The organism is Mesorhizobium sp. M0983 (genome assembly GCF_040318975.1).
Classification (GTDB): domain Bacteria; phylum Pseudomonadota; class Alphaproteobacteria; order Rhizobiales; family Rhizobiaceae; genus Mesorhizobium.
In genome coordinates this window covers 100,673-119,855 of the sequence record NZ_JAMYNH010000002.1, presented here as the reverse complement: position 1 = coordinate 119,855, position 19,183 = coordinate 100,673, and the positions used below count along the sequence as shown (strand labels likewise).

The window sequence follows — 19,183 nt, the reverse complement described above, 5'->3', positions numbered from 1 at the left end:
AGGGTTAATCTGGACTTAACGAGAGATGCAGTTACTGGCCCGGTAAAGCGCGTTCTGGAAAGAGCGCATCCAATTTGACCGGACCGGCAGCTTACGCGGTTTTGATACTCAGCCGCTTGGAGAAAATAAAGACTATGGCGACAAAAGAAAAGGAAGAAGTCGAGACCGAACGCGAGGCCGCGACCGATGGCCCTCTGCTCGACCTTTCCGACGATGCTGTCAAGAAGATGATCAAGGCCGCCAAGAAGCGCGGCTATGTCACCATGGACGAGCTGAATTCGGTGCTGCCCTCGGAGGAAGTGACCTCCGAGCAGATCGAGGACACGATGGCCATGCTTTCCGACATGGGCATCAACGTGGTCGAGGACGACGAGCAGGGCGAGGAGCCCGAAGCCGCCGATACCGCCGCTGACGCCGAGGAGGATGCCAACGAGCTGGCTGAGCAGACCGGCACCGCCGTCGCCGCCACCACGACCAAAAAAGAGCCGACCGACCGCACCGACGATCCGGTTCGCATGTATCTGCGCGAGATGGGCTCGGTGGAGCTTCTGTCGCGCGAGGGCGAAATCGCGATCGCCAAGCGCATCGAGGCCGGCCGCGAGACGATGATCGCGGGCCTCTGCGAAAGTCCGCTGACCTTCCAGGCCATCATCATCTGGCGCGACGAGCTCAACGAATCGAAGATCCTGCTGCGCGAGATCATCGACCTCGAGGCGACCTATGCCGGGCCGGAGGCCAAGCAGGCGCCGGTGGTCGAGCGTATCGAGGAAGCCAAGACCGAGGAAAAGCCGCGCCGTTCGCGCGAGGACGAGGACGACATCACCAATGTCGGCGGCGACACCCGTGGCCTGGTGGACGACGACGAGGAGGACGATGACGAGGCGAGCCTGTCGCTGGCGGCGATGGAAGCGGAACTGCGGCCGCAGGTGATGGAGACGCTCGACGTCATTGCCGACACCTATAAGAAGCTGCGCAAGCTGCAGGACCAGCAGGTCGAGAACCGGCTGGCCGCCGCCGGCACGCTGTCGCCAAGCCAGGACCGTCGGCTCAAGGAGCTGAAGGACCAGCTGATCAAGGCGGTGAAGTCGTTGTCCTTGAACACGGCGCGCATCGAGGCGCTAGTCGAGCAGCTCTACGACATCAACAAGCGCCTGGTGCAGAACGAGGGCAAGCTGTTGCGGCTGGCCGAAAGCTATGGCGTGCGCCGCGAGGAGTTCCTCAAGGAATATCAGGGCTCGGAGCTCGATCCGAACTGGACGCGTTCGATCGGCAATCTGACCTCGCGCGGCTGGAAGGAGTTCACCAAGAACGAGAAGGACGCCATCCGCGATCTGCGCGCCGAGATCCAGAACCTCGCCACCGAGACGGCGATTTCGATCCAGGAATTCCGCAAGATCGTCAACCAGGTGCAGAAGGGCGAGCGCGAAGCCGCGATCGCCAAGAAGGAAATGGTCGAGGCCAATCTGCGTCTCGTCATCTCCATCGCCAAGAAATACACCAATCGCGGCCTGCAGTTCCTCGACCTGATCCAGGAAGGCAATATCGGCCTGATGAAGGCGGTCGACAAATTCGAATACCGCCGCGGCTACAAGTTCTCGACCTACGCGACATGGTGGATCCGGCAGGCGATCACCCGTTCGATCGCCGACCAGGCGCGCACCATCCGCATTCCGGTGCACATGATCGAAACGATCAACAAGATCGTACGCACCTCGCGTCAGATGCTGCATGAGATCGGCCGTGAGCCGACGCCGGAAGAACTGGCGGAAAAGCTCGCAATGCCGCTGGAAAAAGTGCGCAAGGTGCTGAAGATCGCCAAGGAGCCGATCTCGCTCGAAACGCCGGTCGGCGACGAGGAGGATTCGCATCTCGGCGATTTCATCGAGGACAAGATGGCGATCCTGCCGATCGACGCGGCGATCCAGGCCAATTTGCGCGAGACGACGACGCGCGTGCTGGCCTCGCTGACGCCGCGCGAAGAGCGCGTGCTCAGAATGCGCTTCGGCATCGGCATGAACACCGACCACACGCTTGAGGAGGTCGGCCAGCAGTTCTCGGTCACCCGCGAGCGCATCCGCCAGATCGAAGCCAAGGCGCTGCGCAAGCTCAAGCATCCGAGCCGGTCGCGCAAGCTCAGAAGCTTCCTCGACAGCTGAGTCTGGGTGACGGATAAGCAGTTTAAAGGGCGCCGGTGGCGTCCTTTTCCGTTTGGGCACAGGCGATCACGATTGGACGCGCCGCTCTTGCGGGTCGTGCCCTACGAGAGGATAATTCCGCGACGGATGCATTTTCTGGGCGACAAACCCGGATGCCCGCCCCGGCTGTGACGCCGTGCTCCGTGGCCCCGGAGGGAGGTGTGCCATGACAACTTACATCGTGCTGATCAACTGGACGGAGCAAGGCGCCAAAAACGTGCGCGAGTCGCCGAAGCGGCTCGATGCCGCCAAGAAGCTGTTGGGAGACATGGGCGGGTCCTTCAAGGCATTTTATCTCACCATGGGGGATTGCGACATGGTGGCGGTGGTCGAAGCCCCCGACGATGCCGTACTAGCTCGTTTCTCGCTGATGCTGGCGGCGGGCGGAAACGTCAGGACGCGGACACTCAAGGCTTTCCCGGAGGATGCCTATCGCGAGATCATTACCTCGCTCGGCTGAGTGCCGTGCCTGAAGCGCGTCGCGCTTGAACGGCCTCTTGCGACGCGCTTTACGCTCTTCTTTTTAAACAGGTCGGTATGGCAAACCGCCGCGCACCCTCGGGCCAGGCCCGAGGACATGTTTTTGGGGCGACGTGCATTAGCCGAAGCCGGGACATTCCGCGGTGTCGCGTCACGTTGCGGCGCAACGGCAGTTGCTGGATAGTCGTCGCGCGTCCTCCGCTGGTGTTGCGAACCATGGCCAAGCCTCTGCTGACCGTCTGGTACAATACGCGCTGTCCGGTCTGCGATGCCGGCATCAGCCGGCAGAAGCGGCGGCTGATCGAGGCGGTCAAGGCGGGGCGGATCGAATTTCGCGACATCAATGCCGAACCGACGGCGCTGGCCCGCTACGGCATCGGGCTGGAGGATATCCGGCGCCGGCTGCATGCGACCGACGCCGGTGGCAAATTGCTGGTCGGCGCCGATGTTGCCGTTGCGGCTTGGCTGATAACGCCGGGCGAGGGCTGGTTGGCGACGCTGTTCGGCAATCCCGCCACGCTGCCGTTGACGCGCTATGCCTATGATCGCTTCGCCGATCTGCTCTATGCCTGGAACCGCCGCAAAGGCCGTTGGTGATAGTGTCCGTTCACTTCGCACTGAAAGACCCGTAAGTTGCTTCGGGCCCTTGGCGCAGCCTGCTATCGAGCCACGGGCTCGCAAAGCCAGCCAACGATGCGGCGCACCGCCGGCAGCAACAGCAGCAGCGTCGGAAAGGCCACCATCCAGGACAGGCCCCAAGCCGTCAGCCAGGTGGCCGGCAGATCGGGCTGGAAGCCAAGGCTTTTCAGTGTCGAGATGAACGACACGATGAACGTCATCAGCAACGACAGCACCAGCGGGCCGAGGACGGCGGCATAGCGCGCAGGCAGCTTCCTGCGCGGGGTTTTCATGGTCATTTGGATTTTTCCCTGAAGCATCCGGTCCGTCGCATTGGCATCCATTCGCCGGTCTTCCGGCGTAACTGCCCGGAAACGACCGGGGTGGATGCGTTGCTTCACGTCAGACGCTTACGGAGGGGTCTTCGACCCTCACGCGCTTCCTAGCTGCCCTTGCCGGCGAAATCAATCCTGCTGGCGCATTTTCAGATACATCGTAAGATATATCTTGACTCGATCGTGGCGAGCACCTAATTGAGATATATCGTAAGACATAACTCAAGGAGCAGACAATGCACAAAGACAATCATTTCGGGCATCATCGTTTTGGCGAACACGCCGAGCGCGTTTTCATGCATATGGCCGGCAAGTTCGGCGGACGCGGCGGGTTCGGCCCGTTCGGGCATGGCATGAGAGGCGGCGGCGGACGCGGCGGACCAGGCGACATGTTCCGCGCCGGGCGTATGCTGGCTGACGGCGATCTCAAGCTGATCACGCTGTCGCTGCTGGCCGAGGCGCCGCGGCACGGCTACGACATCATCAAGGCGCTGGAGGAGCGCACCAGCGGCGTCTACAGCCCGAGCCCCGGCGTCGTCTATCCGACGCTGACCTTCCTGGAAGAGGCCGGCTATGCCGTTTCTGCGGCGGAAGGCAACAAGAAGGTGTTTTCGATCACCGAGGCAGGGCAGGCGCATCTCAACGAAAATCGCGAGATGATCGACCACGTGCTCGACCATCTCGAGCGCTTCGGCCGCAAGATGGCGAAGGCGCGCGAGTGGTTCGGCTGGAACGATGACGGCGACGGTGGCCGGCGCGGCCGCGGCCGCTCGGAAAAGCGCGACGAATTCCGCGCCGTGCGCCACCGGCTGCGCGCCGCGCTCGGCGAAATCGTAGATGCGCCTGAAGCAAAGCAGGCCGAGGCAATCAGCATATTGGAAGCTGCCGCAGAGGCCCTGGAAGCGCTGTCGCGCGACTGACCCCTGAGTGCCAAGCCAGCTGCGGCCCTTGCCCGCTCGGCCAAGGACCGGTACTGAAAATCATCCTGCACCACGCTATGTGGTGCAGGATGATTGCCGTTGGAGGATACCCCATGTCTTTTCTGAAGCGTCTTTTCGGCGGCGGCAACGAAGCCGCTGAGCCAAAGACAGCGGCGCCGGTAAAGCAAATCGAGCACAAGGGATTTTTGATCAGCGCCACGCCCTACAAGGCGGAGGGCCAGTACCAGACCTGCGGCGTGGTTTCGAAGGAGATCGACGGCGTGATGAAGGAGCACAAATTCATCCGCGCCGATCGCTTTGCCGGGCTTGATGACGCTGTCGACATCTCGATCAAGAAGGGCATCCAGCTGGTCGATGAGCAAGGCGAGAAGATCTTCGGGTAGATCGTTATTACAGCCTTGGGTCGATTGGCTCGCTTTCCAGCGCCAGCACGGCGAAGACACACTCGTGAACGCGGCGTAGCGGCTGCTTGGCGACAAATCGCGTCAGCGCCTCGTGACCGAGCGCGAACTCCCTGAGTGCCAGGCTGCGCTTGCCGCTCAGGCCGCGTTCTCGCAGGCGGATGAGATTGTCCGGCGCGTCATATTCGGGACCATAGATGATGCGCAAATATTCCGGGCCGCGGACCTTCAGCGCCGGCTGGATGAGTCCCTTCTTGCCACGGCTGACGAAGTCGCGTGGTTTGACCACCATGCCTTCGCCGCCCGAGCCAGTCAGCGCCTCCCACCAGGCAATAGCCTCCGCACACGCGCTGCCGTCGGCCAGATCAACCGTACGCCATCGGGTCGGCGTGACCACGCCAACATGGGCAGCCAGACGGTCCGCGAGCGACATGTGCCAGACATGATCCTGGTCAAACCAAACACGTCCCTCGCTGGCGAGCAGGTGGAAAGGCGCGACCTTAAGGTCGTCGACGCCGGAGACCGGCCACACGTAAGGCGCCCAGGCCGTGGCGTATTTAGCCGCACGGGCGGCCCGGTCTTCAAGGCGTGCGTTCAGGCCGGCCGCATCGACGCCGCGCGCCATCGCACGGGCTAGCGCCTCGCGGCTGACCTTGAAACCGGCGGCTGAGGATGTCGCCACCGGCGCATACTGGCTTTCGATCAGGCTGCCGGCCTTTGCCGACCAAGGCATTATCTCGGTGTCCAGCAGCAGCCAGTCGCTGTTCAATTCCGTCCACAGATCCGCCGCGTCGACCTCGACCCGGAGACGAGCGAGCAGGCCTTCCGTCATGGTGCCGTCGTTGAAAAAGGAACGTCCGGTGCGGGTCCAGATTGCGCCGGTCTCGTCGCCCGGGATCCCGAAGCGGCTGCGCGCCGCCTGCGCGTTCCGGCACAGCGCGACCACCGCCCGCGAACCCATATGCTTTTCCTCGCACACGACCTGGGCGACGTCGCGTTCGCGGAAATAAGCGAAGGCATCTTCCGGACGTTCCAGCCAGCCGTGTTGGCTGCTGGTCTCGGACGGCGACATGGTCGGCGGCAGATAGATCAGCCATTGCGGCGACAGCGCGAAGCGGCTCATCACTTCCAGTGCCGCCGAGGCGTTCTCCTCGGCCACCACAATCCGGCCCCTCAGCCCGGTCTCGATCCAGCGGCGACCGGAGACATCCTGGTAATCGAGCACGCCGTCGGCGTCGGCCTGTGCCGATTTGCCCAGACAGGACCCGCCCAGCGGACGTATCGGCTCCGACCATGTCTGGATTGCCGGCACCTCTACCAGTTCGCGTTCCGGCCAGCGTAAGGCCGTCAGCTTGCCGCCGAACACGCATCCAGTGTCGATACACAGGGTGTTGTTGACCCACTCGGCCGACAGCGTTGGCGTATGTCCATAAATTACGGCTGTCTTGCCACGGTAGGCTGCGGCCCAGTCCGCGCGGACGGGCAGCCCGAACTCGTCAGTCTCGCCTGTGGTCTCGCCGTACAGAGCGAACTCGCGCACGGCGCCGGAGCCGCGTCCGATCATTTCCTCCTTGAGACCGGCGTGGGCGACGGCGAGGTGTCCGCCGTCCAGCCAGACGTGGCTGCGCAGGCCGTCGAGAAAGGCCGGCAGCGCCTCTCGCAGGCCGCGGTCCTGCGTGTTCAACTGGTCTATCGTCTGCTCGAGGCCGTGGGCGACCGTGACCTTGCGACCTTCCAGCCAGCTGCCGAGTTTGCGTTCATGGTTGCCCTGGACACAATAGGCGGTCCCGGCCGCGACCATGCTCATGGCGATGCGCAGTACGTCGGGCGAGTTGGGGCCGCGATCGACGAGGTCGCCGACAAAGACGATCTTGCGGCCCTGCGGCGGGATCACAGTGGCCGTTCGGTCGCCCTGATGTTCAGACCAGGCGACGCTGTAGCCCAGTCGAGCGAGCAGCATCTGAAGTTCATCCGAACAGCCGTGGATGTCGCCAATGATATCGAACGGGCCGTGGTCGTCGCGCTTGTCGGTCCATAGCGGCTGCCGCGACACCTCGGCCGCGTCGATGCTGGCCTCGCTGGTAAGCGTCCAGACCTGGCGGAAGCCCTCGCGTTGCAGGCCGCCAAGACCCTTGCGGATCTCGGTTGTCATGCGCTGGGCGACCCCGGCGCCGACCGGCCGGTCGGCTCGCACCGCATTGCGTGCGACGCACACCTCGACGCCTGGATCGAGGACCACGGCGACGGGCAAAGCGTGCCACTTGCGCGCCAGCTCAATCCAGGCCTTGCGGTCGGCGGCTCGCACGTTGGTGGCGTCGATGACGGCCAGCCTGCGGTGTTTAAGCCGCTTGCCGGCTATTTCGCGCACCAGATCGAAGGCATCTGCAGAGACGTCCTGGTCGGTCTCATCGTCGGAGACCAGCGCCCGGCACTGATCCGAGGAGATGATCTCGGTCGGCAGAAAATGCCTGGCCGCGAAAGTCGACTTGCCCGATCCGGTCGAGCCGATCAGCACGACGAGGGCAAAGTCAGGAATGGCGAGATCGGTCTTGTCCAGTTCTCTCATCGGGTGAACACCGCCATCTGCGTGGGCGCGCCGAGGGTAGAATCCTGGGCTCCGATACCGCTGAAGGTGGCTGCATAGCCATAGATCTCACCGATTTTGGCCGCCCAGGTTTCGAACTGAGCCCGGCTCCATTCGAAACGGTGATCGGGATGGCGAAATGCGCCAGGGGCCAATCTGGGAAACAGAGCGTTGTAGTCCGCGTTCGGAGTGGTCACGATGACGGATTTAGGCGCCGTCTCGCCGAAAACGATGCGTTCGACCAGGGGCAGCCTGTCCTCGTCGAGATGCTCGATGACCTCGACCAGCACGGCGACGTCGGCTGCCGCCCAGCGGCCGTCCCGGTATGTCAGAGATCCGTGCAGCAGCGTAACCCGGCCCCCCGGCGGCCCGCCAAACTCGTTCAGCTTGAGACGCTTTGCAGCCCATTCCAGTTCGCGTGCCGCTGGATCCAACCCGAACAGCTTATGGACCCATCGCTCGCGCACGAGCCGATAAAGTAGCTTGCCTTCGCCGCATCCCAGGTCCGCAACCGTGGTTGCACCCGTTGCCTGGATGGCTCGGACAACAGCTTCCATGCGCAGATCGTTGAGCCGGATCGGCGTCTCCAGCGCTTCCTCAGGTGTGACACGCAGTTCGGGCGGCAAAGTCTCCCTGGCCGTTTCAGGAACCAGTCGTTCCAGAGCGATGCGGGCCAAGGCACCGCGGTTGCGCAAGTATCGGCGAACTATCAGGTCCTTGGCGGGATGTTTTTCCAGCCAGCCCTCTCCCTTGGACAGCAGCTTGTCGACCTCTGCTTCGCCGACCCAATAATGCTTGGCATCGTCCATCACCGGGATCAGTACGTAGAGGTGGTTCAACAAGGCGCTGAGCCGGCCCGTGCCGGTCAGCTTCAGATGGCCGTACCGGGACTCGCCTGCACCAGACCCGATTCCCTCGATTGGCGTCAGATCGACTGTCCAGCCCAAGGGTTCGAACAGGCTTCGAACCAGAGCCTCACCGCCGCGCATCGGCAGTGGAGTCACGACTGCCTCCAGCGGCAGTTCGCCGCTAGCCAGTTCCTGGCGCTCCTTTGACATTCCGGTCATCGCCGTCCGCAGCATTTTGTTTAGCGCCACGGACAGGAAAGACGATGCCGCGTAAGGCCGGTCGTTCACATATTGGTCCAGCAAGCCTTCCGCCCGCCCCTTGCCGCGCACTAGCCCTATCGGGTCGACATCGAGCAGGAGTGCTGCCTCGCAACGCTCTTCGGTCGCTTCGGGATAGAATAGCCACCCTTTGCCAAAGGAGAGGTCGGTCTCGTGCAAACGATCGGGATGCTTGTGCAGCAGGAAACCGAGATCGGTGGCCGGACGGTGCGTTGTGGCAACGGACAGGAACATCCGCGACCGATAGCGCAGACAAGCGGAATAACCAATGGCAGTTGTTGGCCACCACAATAGGTTGTCGCCAACGACAGCAAGGGCAGGCACCGAGCGCCTGCCCTTGTTCAATTCAAACGATGCTGGCTTTACGCCGCGGCGGCGACGCGCTCGGCGCTTCCGGTTGCAGCCACAATGGCGTCGACCTTGGTCGAGGCCTTGGCCAGCGCTGCTGCTACCGCATCGGCGCCCATGCCGACTCCTTCGATGCGGATGACCTCCACATCGGTCATGCCGAGAAAGCCGAGCACGCTGCGCAGGTAGGGAATGGCATGATCGAACTGCACGGCTGCACCTTCGGAATAGATGCCGCCCGAGGCCAGCACGATATAGACTTTCTTGCCGGTGACGAGGCCTTTCGGGCCAGCATCGCCATAAGCAAAGGTTTTGCCGGAGCGGGCGACGTGGTCGACCCAGGATTTCAGCGTCGACGAGATGTTGAAGTTGATGAAGCCAGTGGCGAGAATGACGGTGTCGGCCGCAAACAGCTCGTCCAGTACAGTATCGGAAACGCCGACGACCTCAGCCTGGCGCTGGGTGCGCGCTTCGGCCGGCGTATAGATGCCGGTCGAATAGTCGGGGTCGATATGCGGCAGCGGGTTGGCGACGAGGTCGCGGGCGACAAGCTTGGCCGAAGGATCGGCGGCAAGCAGTTTGTCGGCGAGTTCGTTGGCGACGCGGGTCGAGTGCGAGGCGGCGCCGCGTGGGCTGGATGTGACAAGAAGGATGGACATGGTGACTCTCCAGGGTTGGATTAAAATCTCCCGGCAAATATGTGTGCGCAGACCCATTTGAAAAACTGGTATATTTTGTATATGATCCATCTAAATTGTGGATTGAAAGATGCAGCCCAACCCGACGCTTGACCAACTGCAGATCCTGGTTGCGGTGGCCGACACCGGTTCCTTCTCGGCTGCCGGCCGTAAGCTCAACCGCGCGCAGTCGGTCGTCAGCTACGCCATTGCCAACCTCGAAGCGCAGCTTGGGCTGAAGCTGTTTGAGCGTGAGGGCACGCGTGAGCCGCAACTGACCGATGTCGGCAAGGCGACGCTGGAAGATGCGCGGCGCATGGTCGGCGTGCTGCAACGCATCCGCTCGCGTATCGACGGATATCGGCAGGGATTGGAGGCGGAAGTTGCGCTGTCGGTCGACGTGACGCTACCGTCGCCGGTGCTGGTTCGGGTGCTAAAGGCATTCGAGGTGCAGTTTCCGGCCGTGACACTGCGTCTGCATATCGGCTCGCTTGGCCTTATCCTCGATCATGTTGTCCGCGGACAGGCCGATCTCGGCATCGGAGGGCTTCTGGGCGAGGCGGACGTGAATCTGCTGCGCATCGGTTTCTTCTCCCTGGTGCCGGCCGCAGCGCCTGATCACCCGCTGGCGCTGCTGCCCAGACCAGTGGCGCTGGAGGATGTCCGCGAACACATCCAACTGGTCGTCTCGGACCAGTCCGAGCGTACGCGCGGGCGCGACTATGGCGTCTTCGCCTACCGCACTTGGCGGCTGACGGATGTGCGCACCAAGCACGTGCTGATGCGCGAGGGGCTGGGCTGGGGCGGGCTGCCGCGATGGCTGATTGCCGATGATCTGGCGAACGGCCGGCTCGTCGAACTCGATCTCGAGCCTTACAGCGAAGTCCGCTCGCCGCTTTATGCCATGCACCGCGCCGATCGCAGCCCGAAACCGGCGGCCGCCTGGCTGATCGATCAGTTCAAGCGCCAGCTTGGTTGTTTCAACGAATTCGAGCCGGGTGAGGTGCCTAAGGAGGAGCCGGAGACAGACCGTCGATCAGCGCGATGAGAACGGCGCGATAGTCCTCGATCGATGCTCCAGCTTCAATGGCGAGCGCTGCGCGGTCGAAGGCAGCGGCGAGCAAAGCGGTCAGAGCTTCCACAGGCAATCTCGTCATAGAGTGCGAGCGCATCGCGGCAACAAGGCCCTCACGCAGCGAACGGTTGCCATGGCGATTGTCGATCGCATCCATGGCGGCGCGGCCGAGCACGGCGGGGCCATCAAGCAGCAAGAGCCGAGTTCGGCCGGGGGCGCGCATGGCAGCCAGATAGGCATCCGAGCCGGCAATCAGCGCATCGCGGGCAAATAGCGAAGGCGGCGACGCGCGTTCGATCTCTTCCGCCACGGCTTGCGCCTCCTGTTCGACCACAGCGGCAAACAGCGCCTGCTTGTCTGCAAAGTGATGATAAAGCGCGCCGCGCGTTACGCCGGCAGCGGCGACGATCTCGGGTGTGCTGGTCTCGGCATAGGATTTTTCGGTGAACAGTTTTCGCGCCGCGGCGATGAGCTCGGCGCGTGTCGCTTCGGTGCGATCACGGTTGGAGCGGCGAGCGGATCGCTGTTGCATACATTCAGCCTGTATGTTAGTTACATTTACATGCAGATTGTATGTTGTTCGCCGGGAGAAGGAAAGATGAGGACGACGAGCTATTATCCGGTGCTGATGACGGGCGATGTTGCCGGCACTGCAGCCTTTTATGTCGCGCATTTCGGCTTCAAGCCGCTGTTCGAGGCCGACTGGTACATCCATCTGCGCTCAGCCGAAGATCGCCGCGTCAACCTCGGCATCGTCCAGGGCGATCATGAGACGATCCCGGAGGAGGGGCGGGGCCGCGCGTCTGGCGTGCTGATCAATTTCGAGGTCAGGGACCCGGATGCCGTCTATGAGCGGATCACCGCCGCCGGCCTGCCGATCCTGCTAACGCTGCGCGACGAACCCTTCGGCCAGCGCCATTTCATCACCAAGGATCCCAACGGCGTGCTGATCGACGTGATCAGGCCGATCCCGCCGAGCCCGGAATTCCTGGCGCAATATGCGCAGGGTGCTGCAGCGAGCTAGCTTGCCCTCGCCAACGGCATCACCGTGACCTGGGCAATGCCGGAGCGGCGCACCACCGTGCACAGTGTCTCGCGGCCGATGCGCTCGGCGTCGAGCATGCGCACAAGATCGTCGACGCCGGTGACCGGGCGGCCGTCGATGGCGGCAATAATGTCGCCTTCCCTGAGGCCGGCCTTGTCCGCCGGGCTGTTCTTCTCGACGCTGCGCAGGCGCACCGCCGTGCTGCTCGACACTTGCGACAAGAGTGCTGCGCGGCGCGGCAGGTTGGTGGTGTCGGCGGAAACGCCGATGAAGGCGCGGCGCACGCGGCCGAAGCGGATGATCTCCGAGATGACGAAATTGGCGGTGTTGGAGGCAACCGCGAACGCGATGCCTTGCGCTCCGTGGATCATCGCGGTGTTGACGCCGATCACCTCGCCGGCCGAGGACACCAGCGGTCCGCCGGAATTGCCGGGGTTGAGCGCGGCGTCAGTCTGGATGACGTCGTCGATCAGCCGGCCGGTGGAGGCACGCATCGAGCGGCCGAGCGCCGAGACGACGCCGGTGGTGACGGTCCATTCGAAGCCGAGCGGGTTGCCGATGGCAATTGCAATCTGGCCGCGCCTCAAACGCTTGGAATCGCCAAGCGGCGCAACGTCGGCAAAGTTGCCGTCGGCGCGCACCAGCGCAATGTCGGTGTCGGGGTCGCGGCCGAGCACGCGGCCTTCCCTGGAGGCGCCGTCCGGCATCGACACGCGCACACTGCGCGCATCGCCGACGACGTGGAAGTTGGTGACGACCAGCCCGTCCGGCGCGATGACGAAGCCTGAGCCATGGCCGCCCGGGCCACCGACACGCTCGATGCGGCAGACGGCGGGCCCGATGCGGTCGACGGCATCGGCGACCGTCGCCGAATAGGCATCGAGAAGGGCATCGTCATATTGCAATTGCTGGGCGGGCAGGGCCATCTGCGGGGCTCCGTAGCTTTTGGACAAGATGAACAATGCCTATATGTGCGGAGCGGCCGGACCGGCCGCGACCTGACCAGATGGCCAGTCAAACGCCCAACTAGCCGTCAGGCGAGTATCCGCCAAGGCCCTGCCGGGCGATATCTGGGTCACGAGGAACCCAGGAGACAAATCATGAGCGATTTCAATCTGAGCACATTTTCCGACGCCATTGCCGACATCGCCGCAGCCGCGGCTCCAGCGACGGCCAGCTTCGCGACGCACCACCACCGCACGTCTACCGCTTTCCACTGGCAGGACGGCTATTTCGTCACTGCCGAGGAGGCGGTCGAGGCCGGCGAGGAGATCGAGCTGACGTTTCCTTCGGGCGAAACCGTCAAGGCCGAGCTGGTCGGCCGCGACCCGTCCACCGGCACGGCCGTTTTGAAACCCACCGGCGCACCAAGCGTGCCGTCCCTGGTGAAGGCGGATGCAGTGCGGCCGGGCAATCTGGCGATCGTCGCGGGCAATAGCGACGGCACCTCGCTCGCTACCTTCGGCACGGTCGGCGAGGTCGGCCCGGCCTGGCGTTCAATGCGCGGCGGCACGATCGACCGGCGCATCAACCTTGCCGTCAATGCCGGCGGCCGTTTCGAGGGCGGCCCTGTGCTCGACGCCAAGGGCGGACTGATCGGCATGCTGCTGTTCGGGCCACGCCGGCGGGCGCTGGTCATGCCTTACGAAACGATCGAGCGGGCAGTCACGACGCTGCGCGAGAAGGGTCATGTGGCGAGGGGCTATCTTGGTGCCGGCCTGCATCCGGTCCGCAATGGTGATACACAGGGCGCCATGGTGATGAGCCTTGACGATAGCGGCCCGGCGAAAGCCGCCGGTCTCAGTCTCGGCGACATCATCGTATCGTGGAACGCAGAGACGGTGCATGGCCCGCGCGAGCTGATCCGCAAGCTCGGGCCGGACAGCGCCGGTGCCTTGGTGACACTCGGCGTGGTGCGCGGCGGCGAGAACCGTGAGGTCTCACTGACCATCGGTGAAAAACCACTGAGCTGAGGGATAGATGGTAAGCGGTGAGGTCGCTGGCAGACGGCTGACGGTGCTGATCGTGCTCCGTGACGTCGAGCGCGCGCGAAGTCTGTCCGCGGCTCTCGCTGCGACCGATGACCTGCAGCCTTTTCTGGCGGGCGAAGTCGACGGGCGTTGGGCGGCGGATGTCGCCATCGTCGATGATCATGGGGTGCAAGGCGGGCTCGTCGACGCCGCTATGCCTCGAGTGCTGCTATCGTCGCGAGCGGCCGGGGAGCGGCCGGCCGATACAGTGTTTGCCGTGCTGCCGGTGGCAGCGGACGACGTGCTGATCGCCGCTGCGGCGCGGCTGGCGGCGGCTGGCTACCGGATTTCGCGTGACAGCCACGCTCTGTCAGACGGGCACGATTTTACCTTTCATGACAGCGACCGGTTCGACGAGGAACCGAGTAACGAGCAAATCGTCCGGCCGACGCTTTCGCCGCGCGAAAGCGAGGTGCTGGCACTGCTCGCCGAAGGCGCGCCCAACAAGGTCATCGCGCGGCGGCTGAACATCTCCGTGCATACGGCGAAATTCCACGTCGCAGCGATCCTGACGAAGCTCGGTGCCGCCAACCGCACCGATGCGATCGCCATCGCCATGCGGCAGGGCCTGGTGCTGGTCTAGCCGTGGATCAAACAGCCGGTTCGATGTCGGTCAGCCGGAAATCGTCACCCTTGAACAGCAACGGCATGGCTTCGATACGTGCCGCAGCATAGGCAATGCAGTCGCCGAAGTTGAGGGCGGCCGGATGCCGGCCCTTGCCATAGCGCAGGAACGCCTGACGAGCGACCGCGGCGTGGTCGGCCGTGAAGGGGATCGTCTCGATCGAGGCGGTGCGCAAAAAAGTTTCGAAGCGATCGATAATCTGGTCCTGCCAGCGGCCGACGAGCACCATTGTCGTTTCAAGCAGTGTCGGTGCCGGAAGCAAACGTCTTTCAGCCTGGGTGATCGCCAAAACGAAGCGGTCGTAGCCCGGCTCCGTGCGTAAAATGGCGACCAGCGCCGAGGAATCGATGATCATCGCGTCGGGATACCCAGTTCGTCATAACCGAGAATTTCATCGTCGCTCATCGCGTCTTTGCGCTCCGGTATTCGTGCAGCTCGTTCCGCAATCGCCATCAGACGATGAAAAAGGTCACCGGTCTCGTCGCGCGGCACAAGCCGCTCGCGCGCAACCTCGCGCTCGAGGCTTTGACGGATGGCCTCCGTCACCGATACCTGGCGCCGGCGGGCGAGCTCACGTGCCAGTTGCTCGACCGCCATATTCTTGATCGATAAGGCCATTTATATATTCTCCCTTTTCGTATAGAATATATACCAACTTGCCCGACAGATTCAACGCGCGCTCCCGCGAAATCCACGACCCTCCGTAGCGTCACACCACCGCTGCGGGTTAAGGGCGCTTGTATCCGCCGGCGGTGCAGGCAAGGATCGCAAGGAGAAAAGATGGTAGAAAAGAGAGTAGCACAGGGAGGGGCGAGGATGTCGCTCAAGGGAAAGACGCTGTTCATGTCTGGCGGGTCACGCGGCATCGGGCTGGCGATTGCGCTGCGCGCCGCGCGCGACGGCGCCAATGTGACGATCGCGGCCAAGACCGCCGAGCCGCATCCGAAGCTGCCGGGGACGATCTACACAGCGGCGCAAGAGATCGAGCGGGCCGGCGGCAAGGCGCTGCCGGCGCTGTGCGACATCCGCGATGAAGCGCAGGTCGCCGAAGCCATCGCCAAGACCGTGGAGACGTTCGGCGGCATCGATATCTGCATCAACAATGCCAGCGCCATCCAACTCACCGGCACGCTGGAGACCGACATGAAACGCTACGACCTGATGCACCAGATCAACACGCGCGGTACTTTTCTCGTCTCCAAAATGTGCATTCCACACTTGAGGTTGGCGGAAAATCCTCACATTTTGAATCTGGCGCCGCCGCTCGACATGAAGGCCAAGTGGTTCAAGAACCATGTCGCCTACACGATGGCGAAGTTCGGCATGTCGATGTGCACGCTGGGCATGAGCGCCGAGTTCGCCAGGGATGGCATTGCGGTCAATTCGCTCTGGCCGATCTCGACCATCGACACGGCGGCGGTGCGCAACCTCCTGGGCGGGGCGACGGTGGCGGCGATGAGCCGTTCGCCCGACATCATGGCCGATGCCGCACACGCCATCCTGGTCAGGCCGTCGCGCGGGGCAACCGGTAATTTCTACATCGACGAAGAAGTGCTGCGCGCCGAAGGCGTCAGCGATTTCTCAGCCTATGCGCCGGGCGCGACAGGCCCGCTCGCCGGCGACTTTTTTGTGCCGGACGAGGTGTTCGAGCGGACTGATACCAAAATCAAAGGTATTTACTGACGGAAAGCATCTAGCTGACAGGCGTATCTCTTAAAGACCGGCACAGACGCGTGCTCAGCCTTCGGCTTTCTTGGCTTTGCCAAGACCCATCAGCCGGTCGATATAGGCAAGCATCAGTGCCGACAGAACGAAGGCCAGATGAATGATGGTCAGCCACATCAGCTGGTCGGTCGTGTAGGAGACCGAGTTCAGGAAAACCTGCAAGAGGTGGATCGAGGAGATGGCGACGATTGTCGAGGCGACCTTGACCTTCAGCGAGCCGACATCGATCGTGCCCAGCCAATGCACCTTGCCGTCATTTTCATCGAAGCGGCTTACGAAGTTTTCGTAGCCCGAGATGATCACCATCACCACCAGTGAGGCGACCAGCGCGGCGTCGATGAGGCCGAGGATCTTCAGGATGGTATCGGTGTCGTCGAGCGTGAAGGCCACGGAGACGAACTCGAACAGCTTCTTGCCGAAGGACACGGCATAGATGGCAAGCGCCGCGCCCAGTCCGAGATAGAAGACGACCAGCAGCCAGCGCGAGGCGAGAATGATCGATTCGATGGCGAGTTCGAGGCGCTTCATGCGGCGATTCCGGGCTCCGTTGTCGGAGTGCCGTATTTCGGGCAGGCTGCGGCGGTTTGCAAGGTTCTAAAAAACGAAACCCCGCCGGGGAGGGGAACCGGCGGGGCTCGTGTGTCCCGCTGGAGTCGGGACGGGGCAGGGACGCCCTTTCCAAAATTTGGGATTGGTGACCTCGCGTTTCAAGATTGGTGACCGCGCGATTCAATGGTTGATCGGATCGCGCGGTTCACATTCCGCTTATTGGGCGCTGGCCACCGGCGCCACCAGCGAGGTGATGCGGCGGATGGCGACGCGGCGGTTCTCACGGTTGGGTCCCGACGTGTCTACCTTGAGATACTCCTCGCCATAGCCCTGTGTCGTCAGGTTCTCCGGCGGGATGCCGAAGGCATTGGTCAAGGCTTCGGCGACTGCCTCGGCGCGGCGGTCGGACAATGCAAGGTTCGCTTCCGGCTTGCCGACTGCATCCGTGTGGCCTTCGATCAGGAAGGTCTCGGCCGGGTTTTTCTTCAGCAGCTTGTCCATGGCGTTGGCAACACCCTCCAGCTTCTGGACCTCGGTGTCGGAAATCGAAGCCGAACCGAATTCGAAGTTGAGCGTATCGAGGTCGATGCGGCGGGCAATGTCGCGCACGCGGGCCGAGCGTTTGACCTCGTCGATCGAATAGAGGCGCTGGACCTTCTCCACCGGCGGTCGTTCGAGGAAGGTGTAGTAGTCGTCCGGATCCTCGACCTCTTCGGAATCCAGAATGTATTCCTCTTGCGGGATGGTAAGGCGCATCGGCGGCAGGTCGTCGCCCGGGTCGCGCCAGTCTGCATCATCGTCATAGTTCCGCTCGTCGACATAGCTCAGCACATATTCGCGTCCGTCAGGCGCGATGCGTGAACGCTGGATCACGTCGCCGTAGCGGTTGCGGATGGTGACGATCCGGAAACCGTTGTCACGCTCCACGATTTCCCGGGTGCGATCGCCCGACAGGTCCTCATAATAGACATTCCTGGCGCCGCGGTGCATACGCGGGGCGTCGCTGCTTTCGACGAACGTCTGGTTGTTGAACTGGAGGATGACGCGGTCGCCGAATTCCCTGAGGACATTGGTGCCTTGCGGGCGCCGACGACGACGAACATCCTCGAAATCGGCTGAGCGCTCGACGCGCTTGCCTTTTTCCTCGGTCACGGGAGCGATCTTTTCAGGTTTGATCTCCTGCTGCGCTGCCCGGTCGTCGGTCGGGGGCGGCCCCTGGTCGACCGGAGCCGGTTTCGAGACTTCCGCCTGGTTGCCGTTCTCCTCGACGGGCTGGTTGCCTTCCTGACCACCCGTTTTGCCGCCATTTTGGCGACCCGCGTTTTGGCCGCCTTGGTCCTTGCCGTGCCTGCGCCTGACATCCTTCTGACTGTCCAGTATGGGCGCCTCGTTCGGGTTGGCCGCGGCTTCGCCCGAAGCAGGGGGCCCACCCTCGGCGGGTGCTGCCTGTTCGCCGGTGGCGGGTTGCTCACCGGTTGCGGGCTGCTGTTCGCCTGTCACCGGCTCTTCCCCAACGGGCTTCTTGCCGCGTTTCTTCGCCTGGTCCTGGGGCTGTTCGGCTTGAGCAGGAGCGGCTTGCTTGTCGGTTGGAAGTGGCTCGGCCTGTGGGAGAGCCGGCGCCGCCTGCTGGTCCTGCTTATTCTTCCTCTTGCGCGGATTGCCCTGCTCGTTGTCGTTTGCAGGGGCAACCTGCTCGGCCGGCTGTTCAGCAGGTGCGGCTTCCTGCTGTTGCTGGTCGCGCTTCTTCCTGCGCTGCTTGAGCTGCTGCTGAACGTCGTTCGCGGGCGCAGCCTGCTCGGCCGGCTGTTCAGCAGGTGCGGCTTCCTGCTGTTGCTGGTCGCGCTTCTTCCTGCGCGGCTTGAGCTGCTGCTGATCGTCGCTCGCGGGCGCAGCTTGCTCGGCCGGCTGTTCAGCAGGTGCGGCTTCCCGCTGTTGCTGGTCGCGCTTCTTCCTGCGCGGCTTGATCTGCTGATCGTCATTCACGGGTGCAGCCTGCTCGGCCGGCTGTTCGGCTTCGATCTGCTGTTGCTGCCTCTTTTTCCTGCGTTGATTGCCCTGCTCCTCTCCGCCCGAGGGCGCGAGTTGTTCGGCGGGCGCGGATTCGGTCTGTTGCTGCTCGCGCTTGTTCCGGCGCGGCTTTTGCTCGGACTCGCCCGATTGTTCGGCGGGTGCTTCGGTTCGCTCCTGCCGTTCGCGCCTCTTGCCGGGCTTCTGTTCCGGCTCCGCCTGCCCGCCTTGGGCACAGGCTTCGGCCGACTCGCCTTCGGCGCAATTCGACTGCGCCGGGATAAGCACTGCGCTGTTCCGAGCGGGGCCGAATGCGGCGCTGCCTTGCAGCGGGAACGCGCCTAACGGCGCGGACGCCATCAACAGGCCAAGCGCCGTGCCTGCCAGAATCCGTGGTTGGCGTTTCATCATAAACACTCCT

21 protein-coding genes are annotated in these 19,183 nt (G+C 63.2%); 11 read left to right on the top strand and 10 right to left on the bottom strand.

The window, feature by feature from the left end:
- Window positions 1–134 precede the first annotated feature (134 nt).
- The 3 genes from rpoD to NKH71_RS04095 all read left to right on the top strand — a co-directional run bounded on the left by rpoD (window position 135) and on the right by NKH71_RS04095 (window position 3,272).
- Entirely contained in the window at window positions 135–2,156 is a 2,022-nt protein-coding gene (gene rpoD / locus NKH71_RS04105; RefSeq protein WP_023719339.1) for an RNA polymerase sigma factor RpoD, read from the top strand.
- A 205-nt stretch (window positions 2,157–2,361) separates the two neighbouring features.
- Window positions 2,362–2,655 carry a GYD domain-containing protein gene (locus NKH71_RS04100; protein ID WP_023719338.1) on the top strand — a complete coding sequence of 98 codons (294 nt, stop codon included), beginning with the start codon at window positions 2,362–2,364 and terminating at the stop codon, window positions 2,653–2,655.
- Window positions 2,656–2,891: 236 nt separating this feature from the next.
- Window positions 2,892–3,272: a thiol-disulfide oxidoreductase DCC family protein gene (locus NKH71_RS04095; protein WP_352494943.1), complete on the top strand. Its 381-nt coding sequence runs from the start codon at window positions 2,892–2,894 to the stop codon at window positions 3,270–3,272.
- Between the two features lie 62 nt (window positions 3,273–3,334).
- Here NKH71_RS04095 and NKH71_RS04090 read toward each other — a convergent pair whose 3' ends face one another.
- The gene (locus tag NKH71_RS04090; RefSeq protein ID WP_023719336.1) at window positions 3,335–3,592 is read right to left on the bottom strand and encodes a DUF2798 domain-containing protein; all 258 of its coding nucleotides are present in this window, start codon (window positions 3,590–3,592) and stop codon (window positions 3,335–3,337) included.
- 272 nt (window positions 3,593–3,864) lie between these two features.
- Between NKH71_RS04090 and NKH71_RS04085 the strand changes: the two genes are divergently transcribed.
- Together NKH71_RS04085 and NKH71_RS04080 are read left to right on the top strand one after the other, a co-directional pair.
- Entirely contained in the window at window positions 3,865–4,548 is a 684-nt protein-coding gene (locus tag NKH71_RS04085; RefSeq protein WP_023719335.1) for a PadR family transcriptional regulator, read from the top strand.
- Between the two features lie 113 nt (window positions 4,549–4,661).
- Entirely contained in the window at window positions 4,662–4,952 is a 291-nt protein-coding gene (locus tag NKH71_RS04080; protein WP_023719334.1) for an HlyU family transcriptional regulator, read from the top strand.
- Between the two features lie 7 nt (window positions 4,953–4,959).
- On the opposite strand, the gene NKH71_RS04075 is transcribed toward NKH71_RS04080, so the two are convergent.
- The 3 genes from NKH71_RS04075 to NKH71_RS04065 form a co-directional block, all read right to left on the bottom strand.
- The gene (locus NKH71_RS04075; RefSeq protein WP_352494944.1) at window positions 4,960–7,536 is read right to left on the bottom strand and encodes a polynucleotide kinase-phosphatase; all 2,577 of its coding nucleotides are present in this window, start codon (window positions 7,534–7,536) and stop codon (window positions 4,960–4,962) included.
- The gene (locus tag NKH71_RS04070; RefSeq protein ID WP_352790866.1) at window positions 7,533–8,915 is read right to left on the bottom strand and encodes a 3' terminal RNA ribose 2'-O-methyltransferase Hen1; all 1,383 of its coding nucleotides are present in this window, start codon (window positions 8,913–8,915) and stop codon (window positions 7,533–7,535) included. Before NKH71_RS04070 ends, NKH71_RS04075 begins: the two co-directional genes overlap by 4 nt.
- 128 nt (window positions 8,916–9,043) lie before the next feature.
- Entirely contained in the window at window positions 9,044–9,688 is a 645-nt protein-coding gene (locus tag NKH71_RS04065) for an FMN-dependent NADH-azoreductase (protein WP_023719333.1), read from the bottom strand.
- A gap of 109 nt (window positions 9,689–9,797) precedes the next feature.
- Here NKH71_RS04065 and NKH71_RS04060 point away from each other — a divergent pair, with 109 nt between their 5' ends.
- Window positions 9,798–10,754, top strand: coding sequence for a LysR family transcriptional regulator (locus tag NKH71_RS04060; protein ID WP_352790864.1), 957 nt, complete (start codon window positions 9,798–9,800; stop codon window positions 10,752–10,754).
- Here the strand turns inward: NKH71_RS04060 and NKH71_RS04055 are convergent.
- On the bottom strand, window positions 10,714–11,313 hold the full coding sequence (locus NKH71_RS04055) for a TetR/AcrR family transcriptional regulator (RefSeq protein ID WP_023719331.1): 600 nt from the start codon (window positions 11,311–11,313) through the stop codon (window positions 10,714–10,716). The genes NKH71_RS04060 and NKH71_RS04055 overlap by 41 nt on opposite strands.
- Window positions 11,314–11,379: 66 nt before the next feature.
- Between NKH71_RS04055 and NKH71_RS04050 the strand changes: the two genes are divergently transcribed.
- Entirely contained in the window at window positions 11,380–11,805 is a 426-nt protein-coding gene (locus NKH71_RS04050; RefSeq protein WP_352483190.1) for a VOC family protein, read from the top strand.
- On the opposite strand, the gene NKH71_RS04045 is transcribed toward NKH71_RS04050, so the two are convergent.
- Window positions 11,802–12,752, bottom strand: coding sequence for a S1C family serine protease (locus NKH71_RS04045; protein WP_023719329.1), 951 nt, complete (start codon window positions 12,750–12,752; stop codon window positions 11,802–11,804). The two genes, NKH71_RS04050 and NKH71_RS04045, sit on opposite strands and share 4 nt — an antisense overlap.
- A 174-nt stretch (window positions 12,753–12,926) precedes the next feature.
- Here NKH71_RS04045 and NKH71_RS04040 point away from each other — a divergent pair, with 174 nt between their 5' ends.
- Window positions 12,927–13,799, top strand: a complete 873-nt coding sequence (locus NKH71_RS04040; protein WP_023719328.1) for a S1C family serine protease — start codon at window positions 12,927–12,929, stop codon at window positions 13,797–13,799.
- A gap of 7 nt (window positions 13,800–13,806) precedes the next feature.
- Window positions 13,807–14,439 carry a helix-turn-helix transcriptional regulator gene (locus tag NKH71_RS04035; protein ID WP_023719327.1) on the top strand — a complete coding sequence of 211 codons (633 nt, stop codon included), beginning with the start codon at window positions 13,807–13,809 and terminating at the stop codon, window positions 14,437–14,439.
- Between the two features lie 7 nt (window positions 14,440–14,446).
- Here the strand turns inward: NKH71_RS04035 and NKH71_RS04030 are convergent, their stop codons facing one another.
- A complete protein-coding gene (locus NKH71_RS04030) occupies window positions 14,447–14,836 on the bottom strand; it encodes a type II toxin-antitoxin system VapC family toxin (RefSeq protein ID WP_023719326.1) in 390 nt (129 codons plus the stop codon).
- Window positions 14,833–15,099 (bottom strand): type II toxin-antitoxin system VapB family antitoxin, encoded by a 267-nt coding sequence (locus NKH71_RS04025; RefSeq protein ID WP_352790862.1) that lies wholly within the window; start codon window positions 15,097–15,099, stop codon window positions 14,833–14,835. Before NKH71_RS04025 ends, NKH71_RS04030 begins: the two co-directional genes overlap by 4 nt.
- A 198-nt stretch (window positions 15,100–15,297) precedes the next feature.
- On the opposite strand from NKH71_RS04025, the gene NKH71_RS04020 reads away from it, so the two are divergent.
- Entirely contained in the window at window positions 15,298–16,164 is an 867-nt protein-coding gene (locus tag NKH71_RS04020; RefSeq protein WP_023719324.1) for an SDR family oxidoreductase, read from the top strand.
- A gap of 54 nt (window positions 16,165–16,218) precedes the next feature.
- Here NKH71_RS04020 and NKH71_RS04015 read toward each other — a convergent pair whose 3' ends face one another.
- Window positions 16,219–16,734 carry a TIGR00645 family protein gene (locus NKH71_RS04015; RefSeq protein WP_023719323.1) on the bottom strand — a complete coding sequence of 172 codons (516 nt, stop codon included), beginning with the start codon at window positions 16,732–16,734 and terminating at the stop codon, window positions 16,219–16,221.
- Window positions 16,735–16,971: 237 nt separating this feature from the next.
- Entirely contained in the window at window positions 16,972–18,255 is a 1,284-nt protein-coding gene (locus tag NKH71_RS04010; protein ID WP_348633220.1) for an OmpA family protein, read from the bottom strand.
- On the opposite strand from NKH71_RS04010, the gene NKH71_RS04005 reads away from it, so the two are divergent.
- Window positions 18,220–19,107: a hypothetical protein gene (locus NKH71_RS04005; RefSeq protein ID WP_352494951.1), complete on the top strand. Its 888-nt coding sequence runs from the start codon at window positions 18,220–18,222 to the stop codon at window positions 19,105–19,107. The genes NKH71_RS04010 and NKH71_RS04005 overlap by 36 nt on opposite strands.
- The last annotated feature ends 76 nt before the right edge of the window (window positions 19,108–19,183 follow it).

What these genes read in the sequence shown, in the direction of transcription:
- NKH71_RS04055 (WP_023719331.1), bottom strand. Translation starts at nt 11,313, where the DNA reads ATGCAACAGCGATCCGCTCGCCGCTCCAACCGTGATCGCACCGAAGCG.
- NKH71_RS04100 (WP_023719338.1), top strand. Translation starts at nt 2,362, where the DNA reads ATGACAACTTACATCGTGCTGATCAACTGGACGGAGCAAGGCGCCAAA.
- NKH71_RS04050 (WP_352483190.1), top strand. Translation starts at nt 11,380, where the DNA reads ATGAGGACGACGAGCTATTATCCGGTGCTGATGACGGGCGATGTTGCC.
- NKH71_RS04040 (WP_023719328.1), top strand. Translation starts at nt 12,927, where the DNA reads ATGAGCGATTTCAATCTGAGCACATTTTCCGACGCCATTGCCGACATC.
- NKH71_RS04070 (WP_352790866.1), bottom strand. Translation starts at nt 8,915, where the DNA reads ATGTTCCTGTCCGTTGCCACAACGCACCGTCCGGCCACCGATCTCGGT.
- NKH71_RS04045 (WP_023719329.1), bottom strand. Translation starts at nt 12,752, where the DNA reads ATGGCCCTGCCCGCCCAGCAATTGCAATATGACGATGCCCTTCTCGAT.
- NKH71_RS04075 (WP_352494944.1), bottom strand. Translation starts at nt 7,536, where the DNA reads ATGAGAGAACTGGACAAGACCGATCTCGCCATTCCTGACTTTGCCCTC.
- NKH71_RS04025 (WP_352790862.1), bottom strand. Translation starts at nt 15,099, where the DNA reads ATGGCCTTATCGATCAAGAATATGGCGGTCGAGCAACTGGCACGTGAG.
- NKH71_RS04090 (WP_023719336.1), bottom strand. Translation starts at nt 3,592, where the DNA reads ATGACCATGAAAACCCCGCGCAGGAAGCTGCCTGCGCGCTATGCCGCC.
- NKH71_RS04035 (WP_023719327.1), top strand. Translation starts at nt 13,807, where the DNA reads ATGGTAAGCGGTGAGGTCGCTGGCAGACGGCTGACGGTGCTGATCGTG.
- NKH71_RS04015 (WP_023719323.1), bottom strand. Translation starts at nt 16,734, where the DNA reads ATGAAGCGCCTCGAACTCGCCATCGAATCGATCATTCTCGCCTCGCGC.
- NKH71_RS04020 (WP_023719324.1), top strand. Translation starts at nt 15,298, where the DNA reads ATGTCGCTCAAGGGAAAGACGCTGTTCATGTCTGGCGGGTCACGCGGC.
- NKH71_RS04065 (WP_023719333.1), bottom strand. Translation starts at nt 9,688, where the DNA reads ATGTCCATCCTTCTTGTCACATCCAGCCCACGCGGCGCCGCCTCGCAC.
- NKH71_RS04095 (WP_352494943.1), top strand. Translation starts at nt 2,892, where the DNA reads ATGGCCAAGCCTCTGCTGACCGTCTGGTACAATACGCGCTGTCCGGTC.
- NKH71_RS04030 (WP_023719326.1), bottom strand. Translation starts at nt 14,836, where the DNA reads ATGATCATCGATTCCTCGGCGCTGGTCGCCATTTTACGCACGGAGCCG.
- NKH71_RS04085 (WP_023719335.1), top strand. Translation starts at nt 3,865, where the DNA reads ATGCACAAAGACAATCATTTCGGGCATCATCGTTTTGGCGAACACGCC.
- rpoD (WP_023719339.1), top strand. Translation starts at nt 135, where the DNA reads ATGGCGACAAAAGAAAAGGAAGAAGTCGAGACCGAACGCGAGGCCGCG.
- NKH71_RS04080 (WP_023719334.1), top strand. Translation starts at nt 4,662, where the DNA reads ATGTCTTTTCTGAAGCGTCTTTTCGGCGGCGGCAACGAAGCCGCTGAG.
- NKH71_RS04060 (WP_352790864.1), top strand. Translation starts at nt 9,798, where the DNA reads ATGCAGCCCAACCCGACGCTTGACCAACTGCAGATCCTGGTTGCGGTG.